The organism is Methylobacterium sp. 174MFSha1.1 (genome assembly GCF_900116815.1).
Classification (GTDB): domain Bacteria; phylum Pseudomonadota; class Alphaproteobacteria; order Rhizobiales; family Beijerinckiaceae; genus Methylobacterium.
Genome location: NZ_FPCB01000034.1, coordinates 74,609 through 82,109 on the forward strand (window position 1 = coordinate 74,609; position 7,501 = coordinate 82,109).

Genomic DNA, 7,501 nt, shown 5'->3' on the forward strand with positions numbered 1-7,501 from the left:
CGTTCTCGTCCCGGTTCCTCAGATCTCGCTCCGCCGCAGCAGGTAGTCCAGCCCGCCGACCCGGTACCACCGGTACCCGTAGCCCTCCAGCAGCACGCGGTGGTGGCCGTCGTCGTCGGCCAGGCTCCGCTGGCCGGTGAGGAGGTCGATCAGGTTGCGGCCGTCGCCGTCGAGGCCGGTGGCGAAGGTGACCTCCTTCGGCTCAGCCGCGAGGTTGTGCAGGCAGAGCACCGAGTTCTGGCGCCAGTCGTAGCGCAGGGCGAGGATGCCGGGATCGCGGGTCTCCAGGGCGGTGAAGTCGCCCCAGCCGATCTCCGGCACTTCCTTCCGCATGCGGATGATGCGCTCCATCCAGTTGAGGAGCGATTCCGGCGCGCAGCGCTGCGCCGCGGCGTTGACGTGGGAATAGGCGTAAGGACCCTCGTGGATCGGCGGCGATTCCGGGTGGTCGCTGAGCGTGAAGCCGCCATGCGGCTCGTGCGACCACTGCATCGGCGTGCGGGCGCAGTCGCGCTCGGGCAGCGAGAGGTCGTCGCCCATGCCGATCTCGTCGCCGTAGCGCATCACCGGCGTGCCCGGCAGGGTGAACATCAGGCTGTAGGCGAGCTCGATCCGGCGCCGGTCCCCGCCGAGCATCGGCGCGAGGCGCCGGCGGATGCCGCGGTCGTAGAGCTGCATCTCGGGCTCGGGCCCGAAGGCGTCGAACACGGTCTGGCGCTGCTTCTCGGTCAGGCGGCCGAGATCGAGCTCGTCGTGGTTGCGCAGGAAGATCGCCCACTGGGCGGAGGGCGGCCGGTTCCAGGTCTTCTGCAGCGCCTTCACCAGCGGGCGCGCATCGGCCGAGGCGAGCGCGTAGAACAAGGCCTGGTTGACCTGGAAGTTGAACATCATGTGCATGCGGTCGGCGTCGTCGCCGAAATAGTCGAGGTCCTGGCGCGGCAGGATGTTGGCCTCGGCCAGGATGATCGCGTCGCCCTGGCGCCATTGCAGGAACTCGCGGAACAGCCGCAGCAATTCGAACTGCTCGCGCGGCTCGCCCGAGATGTCCGGCCCCTTCTCGGCGATCACGAACGGCACCGCGTCCATCCGGAAGCCCGAGACGCCGAGCTGGATCCAGAACCCCATGATCTTCAGGATCTCGGCCTGGACGTGGGGGTTGGCGGTGTTGAGGTCGGGCTGGAAATTGTAGAAGCGGTGGAAGTACCAGGCCTTGGCTTCCTTGTCGTAGGTCCAGGTGCTCTTCTGCACGCCCGGAAACACCATGCCCTCGTTGGCGTTCGCCGGCTTCGTCTTCGACCAGACGTACCAGTCGCGGGTGCGGGCGTTCGGATCGGAGCGGGCGGCCTGGAACCACGGATGCTGGTCGGAGGTGTGGTTGACCACGAGGTCGATCAGCACCCGCATGCCGCGCTGCTTGGCGGCGTGGGTGAAGGCGACGAAGTCGCCGAGCGTGCCGTAGCGCGGATCGACGCCGTAATAATCCGCCACGTCGTAGCCGTGGTCGCGGCCCGGCGAGGGCTGGAACGGATGCAGCCAGATCGCCGTCACCCCGAGGCCGAGGAGATAATCGAGGCGGCGCTCCAGCCCCTCGAAATCGCCGATGCCGTCGCCGTTGGCATCCATGAAGGAGCCGACCGAGAGGCAGTAGATCACCGCGTTCTTGTACCAGAGGTCCTCGATCACCCCGGTTCTCCTCGGCCGGCGACGATGCCGGCTGGACGGATCATCTAGGGCAGACAGGATCCAAGCGTAGCCTTGGCGCCGGCTTAGGCAGAATGGCGCGCAGGCGGGCAGCAGTGGCGGCGGAAATCGGGCAGGGGGTGCCGGATGACGCCGGATGCCCAGAATTTGAGCCCGGATCCGTCGGAACTTTTTCGAAATCCTTCCTGGCATGGCCTTTGCGGAACGGGGTTCGGCCGCACCGGCCCAGGGAGAAGAACACCATGACGTGGAAGGGTTGGCTCTCGCGCGCCGCGGTCGCGGGCGGGTTGGCGCTCGGCACGCTGGCGACGACGGTCGCCTCGGCGCAGGAGACCATCAAGGTCGGCATCCTGCACTCGCTCTCGGGCACGATGGCGATCTCCGAGACGACGCTCAAAGACGTCATGCTGATGCTCATCGAGGAGCAGAACAAGAAGGGCGGCGTGCTGGGCAAGAAGCTCGAGGCGGTGGTGGTCGATCCGGCCTCGAACTGGCCGCTCTTCGCCGAGAAGGCCCGCGAGCTGATCGCCAAGGACAAGGTCTCGGCGGTGTTCGGCTGCTGGACCAGCGTGTCGCGCAAGTCCGTGCTGCCGGTGTTCAAGGAGCTCAACTCGATCCTGTTCTACCCCGTCCAGTACGAGGGCGAGGAGAGCGAGCGCAACGTGTTCTACACCGGCGCCGCGCCGAACCAGCAGGCGATCCCGGCCGTCGACTACCTGATGAAGGAGGAGAAGGTCGAGCGCTGGGTGCTGGAAGGCACGGACTACGTCTATCCCCGCACCACCAACAAGATCCTCGAGGCCTACCTGAAGGCCAAGGGCGTGAAGCCCGAGGACATCTCGATCAACTACACCCCGTTCGGTCAGTCCGACTGGCAGACCCGCGTCGCCGCGATCAAGAGCTTCGGCTCGGCCGGCAAGAAGACCGCGGTGGTCTCGACCGTCAACGGCGACGCCAACGTGCCGTTCTACAAGGAGCTGGCGAACCAGGGCGTCAAGGCGACCGACATCCCGGTCGTCGCCTTCTCGGTCGGCGAGGAGGAGCTGGCCGGCATCGACACCAAGCCGCTGCTCGGCCACCTGGCCGCGTGGAACTACTTCATGTCGATCGACACGCCGGCCAACAAGGCGTTCATCGACCAGTGGCACGCCTACACCAAGAATCCGAAGCGCGTCACCAACGACCCGATGGAGGCCCACTACATCGGCTTCAACATGTGGGTGAAGGCGGTCGAGAAGGCCGGTACCACCGATCCGGACAAGGTGATCGCGGCGCTGCCGGGCATCAAGCAGGACAACCTGACCGGCGGCACCTCGGAGATGCTGGCCAACCACCACATCACCAAGCCCGTCTTCATCGGCGAGATCAAGGACAACGGCCAGTTCGACGTGGTGTGGAAGACCGAGGGCCTGATCCCCGGCGAGGCCTGGTCGAAGCAGCTCGACGGCTCGAAGGACCTCGAGGCCGACTGGGTCAAGCTGAATTGCGGCAACTACAACACCAAGACGAAGAAGTGCGGCGGCGCGTGAGCGCGTGACGAAACGGCCCCTCCCTCGCCAGAGGGAGGGGCCCGAGGGGATGCCGCTTGGCTCCCCTTTCCCGGACGACTGGAACGAAGTGGAGGGAGATCCGGGATCCAGCACAAGAACTCGCGAAGCGTCTGCTTCTTGCCTCGTTGCAGCAAGCAGGGTCGCTTCGCGGCACGTCCTGTGCTGGATCCCGGATCTTCTTCCGCTGACGCTGCAGTCGTCCGGGAAAGGGGCGGGTGCCTGAAACATCGGTGCCGCCACCTCCAAGACTTCTCCCGCGAGGGAGGAGACAACCTTCTCCGGACGGATCTGAATGCGCCGCTGCCTCGTCCTTCTCCTCGCGCTCTGGTGCGCCGCTTTGTGCGTCACTTGGGTCCCCCCGGCTGCGGCGCAGACCGGGCCCGACGCCGCCTATGCGCGACTCGCCAGCGACAGCTATTCCGACATCGAGGCCGCCATCGCGGGCCTCGCCGCCAGCGGCGACCCCAAGGCCGGGCCGGTGCTGCGGGCGCTCGCCGACAACCGTCTGCTCTACCGCCCGGACGACAAGGCGCTGGTGATCAAGGACGGCGCCAAGGTCGCCGACGCCCGCACCGGCGCGGCCGTGAGCCCCGAGGGCCTCAAGCCCGTGCGGGTCAACAACCGGGTGCGGCGCGCGATCGACGCGGCTTTCGGCACCCTGAACCTCCTCGCCCCCGACCCGGCCACCCGTCGGACCGCCGCCGACGCGGTGCTCAAGGCCCGCGACGTCGCCGCGCTCCCGGCCCTCGACGCGGCGCTCGCCCGCGAGACCGATGCGGGCGTGAAGCGCAGCCTCCAGGAGGCCCGCGCCGCGGCTTTGCTGGCGAAGCCCGGTGCCCCCGAGATCGAGCGGCTCTCGGCCGTCGACACCCTCCAGGCCCGCGGCGATTCGGAGGCGCTCGCGATCCTGCGCGGCCTCTCGGGCGATTCCGTCCAGAGCGTGCGCGACGCCGCCGCCCGCGGCGTCTCGGCCATCGAGACCCGTCAGGCCCTGATGGCGAACGTGCAGAACGCCTGGTACGGCATCTCTCTCGGCTCGGTGCTGCTGCTCGCCGCCATCGGGCTCGCCATCACCTTCGGGGTGATGGGCATCATCAACATGGCCCACGGCGAGATGGTGATGCTCGGCGCCTACACCACCTACCTGGTGCAGGAGCTGATCCGCCAGAAGGCCCCCTTCCTGTTCGACTGGTCGCTGCCGATCGCGATCCCGCTCGCCTTCCTCGCCGCAGGCGCCGTCGGCATCCTGATCGAGCGGACCGTCATCCGCCACCTCTACGGCCGGCCGCTGGAGACCCTGCTCGCCACCTGGGGCATCAGCCTGATCCTGCAGCAGGCGGTGCGCTCGGTCTTCGGGCCGACCAACCGCGAGGTCGGCGCCCCGTCCTACATGGCGGGCGCCTTCGACCTGTTCGGCCTCTCGATCACCTGGGGGCGCCTCTGGATCGTGGTGTTCGCGCTTGGCGTCTTCGTCGCCCTCAACCTGATCCTGAAGGCGACCTCGTTCGGCCTGAAGACGCGCGCCGTCACCCAGAACCGCCGCATGGCCGCCGCCATGGGCATCCGCACGCCCTGGATCGACGCCTTCACCTTCGGCCTCGGCTCCGGCATCGCCGGCGTCGCCGGGGTGGCGCTCTCGCAGATCGACAACGTCTCGCCGAATCTCGGCCAGGGCTACATCATCGACTCGTTCCTGGTCGTGGTGTTCGGCGGCGTCGGCAACCTGTGGGGCACGCTGGTGGCCGCGCTGACGCTGGGCGTCGCCAACAAGTTCCTCGAACCCTATGCGGGCGCGGTGCTGGGCAAGATCCTGCTCCTCGTCTTCATCATCCTGTTCATCCAGAAGCGGCCGCGCGGCCTGTTCGCGCTCAAGGGCCGGGCGGTGGAGGCCTGACATGCTGCTCTCCCGCATCGACAAGCCGGGCTGGATCTTTCTCGCGGTCATTGCCGCGGCCTGCATCGTGGTCCCGGCCCTCAACCTCCTCACCGCCCCGGGTTCGGCGTTCCACGTGCCGACCTACGCCGTCTCGCTGATGGGCAAGTATCTCGCCTACGCGATCCTGGCGCTCAGCCTCGACCTCGTCTGGGGCTATTGCGGCATCCTCTCGCTCGGCCACGGGGCGTTCTTCGCGCTCGGCGGCTACGCGATGGGCATGTACCTGATGCGCCAGATCGGGCCGCGCGGCGTCTACGGCAATCCCGTCCTGCCCGACTTCATGGTGTTCCTGAACTACAAGGAGCTGCCCTGGTACTGGCACGGCTTCGACTGGTTTCCCTTCGCGGCCGTGATGGTGCTGCTGGTGCCGGGCCTCCTCGCCTTCGTGTTCGGCTGGCTCGCCTTCCGCTCGCGGGTGACCGGCGTCTACCTGTCGATCATCACCCAGGCGATGACCTTCGCGCTGATGCTCGCCTTCTTCCGCAACGACATGGGCTTAGGCGGAAACAACGGGCTGACCGACTTCAAGGACATCCTGGGCTTCAGCGTGCAGGCGCAAGGGACGCGCGTCGTCCTGTTCGTCCTGACGGCGGTCGCGCTGGCGCTCGCCTACTTGGTGGCCCGCTTCATGACGACCTCGGCCTTCGGCAAGGTCCTGATCGCGATCCGGGATGCTGAATCGCGCACCCGCTTCCTCGGTTACCGCACGGCGCATTACAAGGCGCTGGCCTTCACGGTCTCGGCCATGATGGCGGGCGTCGCCGGCGCCCTCTACGTGCCGCAGGTCGGCATCATCAACCCGTCCGAGTTCGCCCCCGCCAACTCGATCGAGGCGGTGATCTGGGTCGCGGTCGGCGGCCGCGGGACGCTGGTCGGCGCTGCGCTCGGCGCGGTGCTGGTCAACTACGCCAAGACCCTGCTGACCGGCGCGCTGCCCGACGCCTGGCTGTTCGCGCTGGGCGCGCTGTTCGTCGTCGTCACCCTGTTCCTGCCCATGGGCATCCTCGGCACCCTGACCGAGCGGCTCGGCTCCCGCCGCGCCAAGGCCCGCCTGCCCGGCCCGAAGCCGGGCGACATTCCCCCAGCCCTGGCCGAGGAGGGCCGCGGATCATGAGCGCCGCGATAGCTCTGCCCGTTTCCGACCCGGTTCACGAGAAGCGCCTCACCCAGGCCCTGCTCTACGTCGACGACATCAAGGTCACCTTCGACGGCTACCGGGCGCTGCGCGGCCTGTCCCTGACCCTGATGCCCGGCGAGATGCGGGCGATCATCGGTCCGAACGGCGCCGGCAAGACCACGATGATGGATTGCATCACCGGCAAGACCCGGCCCGATACCGGCCAGGTGATCTATGACGGCGTGCACGACCTGACCCGCATGGACGAGGCGGCCATCGCCGAGCTCGGCATCGGCCGCAAGTTCCAGAAGCCGACGGTGTTCGAGAGCCAGACCGTCGCCGACAACATCCTGCTGGCGCTCAAGGGCCCCCGCGCCGCGACCGCCTCGCTGTTCGGCTGGCGCAACCGGGTCGAGCGGGCGCAGATCGATGCCATCCTGGAGACGGTGGGGCTGATCGCCCACCGGGCACGCCCGGCGGCCGACCTCTCGCACGGCCAGAAGCAATGGCTCGAGATCGGCATGCTGCTCGCCCAGGACCCGAAGCTCCTCCTCGTCGACGAGCCGGTCGCCGGCATGACCGACGCCGAGACCGAGGCGACCGCGACGCTGCTCCGCCGCATCGCGAAGGACCATGCGGTGATCGTGGTCGAGCACGACATGCACTTCGTGCGGGCGCTCCAGTGCCGCGTCACCTGCCTGCACGAGGGCGCGGTGCTGGCCGAGGGCTCGATCGATTCCGTCTCGGCCGACCCGCGGGTGGTCGAGGTCTATCTCGGCCGCTGAGGGCGCGCGACGGCGCGAGCCGGGTACGCACTCCCATCGACACCCCTCCACGTCATCCCGGCGCTCGCCGAAGGCGGGAACCCGGGATGTTGGGGTGGACGGCCCCCGCCGGCATCATAAGTGCCAGGTTGAGGTCGTCTGACACCCAACCGAGGAGACCGTCCGTGACGCAGATTAGCATCATCGGCCTGGACATCGCCAAGTCCGTCTTCCAGTTCGAGGCCCAGGACGCGCAGGGCGCCGTGGTGAGCACCGAGCGCGTCTCGCGCGACAAGCTGCTGCCGGCGCTCAAGAAGATCCCCGCCACCATCGTGGCGATGGAGGCCTGCGCCACCGCCCATCACTGGGCGCGCCAGATCCGGGCTCTGGGCCACGAGGTGCGCCTGCTGCCGCCGGCCTACGTCAAGCCGTT

General features: G+C 68.2%; 5 protein-coding genes and 1 pseudogene. 5 read left to right on the forward strand and 1 reads right to left on the reverse strand.

Annotated features, from left to right (window positions below; all coding sequences use genetic code 11):
* Nucleotides 1–18: 18 nt before the first annotated feature.
* Nucleotides 19–1,683, reverse strand: coding sequence for an alpha-amylase family protein (locus BM430_RS25920; RefSeq protein ID WP_093570121.1), 1,665 nt, complete (start codon nt 1,681–1,683; stop codon nt 19–21).
* A 260-nt stretch (nt 1,684–1,943) separates the two neighbouring features.
* On the opposite strand from BM430_RS25920, the gene urtA reads away from it, so the two are divergent.
* The 5 genes and pseudogenes from urtA to BM430_RS25945 all read left to right on the forward strand — a co-directional run.
* Complete coding sequence (gene urtA / locus BM430_RS25925) at nt 1,944–3,230, forward strand: urea ABC transporter substrate-binding protein (RefSeq protein WP_093570122.1); 1,287 nt, start codon at nt 1,944–1,946, stop codon at nt 3,228–3,230.
* A gap of 313 nt (nt 3,231–3,543) precedes the next feature.
* Nucleotides 3,544–5,145 carry an urea ABC transporter permease subunit UrtB gene (urtB, locus tag BM430_RS25930; protein WP_093570123.1) on the forward strand — a complete coding sequence of 534 codons (1,602 nt, stop codon included), beginning with the start codon at nt 3,544–3,546 and terminating at the stop codon, nt 5,143–5,145.
* A gap of 1 nt (nt 5,146) precedes the next feature.
* Nucleotides 5,147–6,301 (forward strand): urea ABC transporter permease subunit UrtC, encoded by a 1,155-nt coding sequence (gene urtC, locus BM430_RS25935; RefSeq protein ID WP_093570124.1) that lies wholly within the window; start codon nt 5,147–5,149, stop codon nt 6,299–6,301.
* On the forward strand, nt 6,298–7,089 hold the full coding sequence (gene urtD, locus BM430_RS25940; protein ID WP_093570125.1) for an urea ABC transporter ATP-binding protein UrtD: 792 nt from the start codon (nt 6,298–6,300) through the stop codon (nt 7,087–7,089). Before urtC ends, urtD begins: the two co-directional genes overlap by 4 nt.
* A 164-nt stretch (nt 7,090–7,253) precedes the next feature.
* A pseudogene (locus BM430_RS25945) lies at nt 7,254–7,501 on the forward strand (IS110 family transposase); the annotation flags it as partial.